The organism is Salipiger marinus (genome assembly GCF_900100085.1).
Taxonomy (GTDB): domain Bacteria; phylum Pseudomonadota; class Alphaproteobacteria; order Rhodobacterales; family Rhodobacteraceae; genus Salipiger; species Salipiger marinus.
Genome location: NZ_FNEJ01000099.1, coordinates 1 through 1,361, shown reverse-complemented (window position 1 = coordinate 1,361; position 1,361 = coordinate 1). Strand labels below are relative to the sequence as shown.

General features: G+C 61.6%; 1 protein-coding gene. It reads right to left on the bottom strand.

From position 1 onward, the window contains the following. Nucleotides 1–258 precede the first annotated feature (258 nt). Nucleotides 259–1,287 carry an IS110 family RNA-guided transposase gene (locus BLR51_RS27050; RefSeq protein ID WP_089852618.1) on the bottom strand — a complete coding sequence of 343 codons (1,029 nt, stop codon included), beginning with the start codon at nucleotides 1,285–1,287 and terminating at the stop codon, nucleotides 259–261. Between the last annotated feature and the right edge of the window lie 74 nt (nucleotides 1,288–1,361).

Sequence of the window (1,361 nt, the reverse complement as noted above, 5' to 3'; positions counted from 1 at the left end):
CATGTATAACCGCCCCTTGCGCAAGAGGGTTTGTGAGTACATTTCGCGCGTTGTCGGGTGCTGACATGTATCCGGCCTCAAATGCGACTGATCTCCATGCCGCGGGCCCGTATGGTGGTCGAGGATCAGCTCCAGATCAAAGCCGCGTGCTCGGTGGCACATTGTTGCACTCTGGTTCTGCCGACCCCGTCTCACGACCGTTGCGCCAAACTTCTCTTTGCCCTCTACGCTCCGACGCCTCGCGACCGATGGCCGGCTTTACGCCGCCACGGCCGGAGCTCGGTAGGCCTCTTCGTTCTTCATGAGGGCCCAGACGATCCGGGCCATCTTGTTCGCAAGCGCGACCCTGACCAGCATCGCTGGCTTTCTCTCCAGCATGCCGGCCAGCCAGGTACCAGGCCGGGCCGAAGCGTGGCAGTGCCGTTTGATGATGACGCTATTCGCGCCGATGATCAGCAATCGCCTCAGCGAGCGCTCGCCCATCTTCGTTGTAGACCCGAGGCGCTGCTTGCCACCTGTCGAATGCTGCCGGGGGGTGAGGCCCAGCCAAGCGGCGAAGTCACGCCCCTTGGCAAAGAGCTCCGGAGGCGGTGCGAGCGTCGCGAACGCCGTGGCAATCAGAGGGCCGATACCCGGAATGGTCATGAGCCGGCGCGCAACGGGATTTTCCCGAGCACGGCGCGCAATCTCGGCATCAAGCGCCGCGATCTGTTGCTCGAGCTGAGCAAGCATGGTTGTCAGCGCCAAGAGCGAGGCTCTCGCCGCTACCGGCAGTTCCATGTCTTCGTCTTCAACCAGAGCCACCAGCCGGCGGGCATTCGTTGCCCCCTGCGGCACGACATGCCCGTACTCCCCAAGGTGCCCGCGCAAAGCGTTGATGCTCTGGGTCCGCTGCCGGATCAGCAGTTCCCGAACCCGAAAGACGCTTGCCGCCGCCTGCGTTTCTTCGCTCTTGATCGGCACCGTCCGCATGCTCGGTCTCTGGATTGCTTCGCAGATCGCTTCAGCATCAGCTGCATCATTCTTCTGCCGTTTTACGAACGGCTTCACATAGATGGGCGGAATGAGCCTGACGTCATGTCCGAGCCTGGTCAGTTCCCGGCCCCAGAAATGAGCGCCTGCGCAGGCTTCCATCGCTACAAGGCAGGGCGGAAGCTTGGCGAAGAACTCCAACACCTGAGCTCTTCGAAGTTTCCTGCGCAGGACAGCTTGGCCGACTGCATCAGCTCCATGGACCTGAAACACATTCTTCGCCAGATCCAGTCCGACCGTAGTAATCTCCGGCATAACCGCCTCCCATAGTGGATTGTTGCGATCCCACCTTGGCACAGCGATGCCGTCGGAGGGCGGTTACATCATCA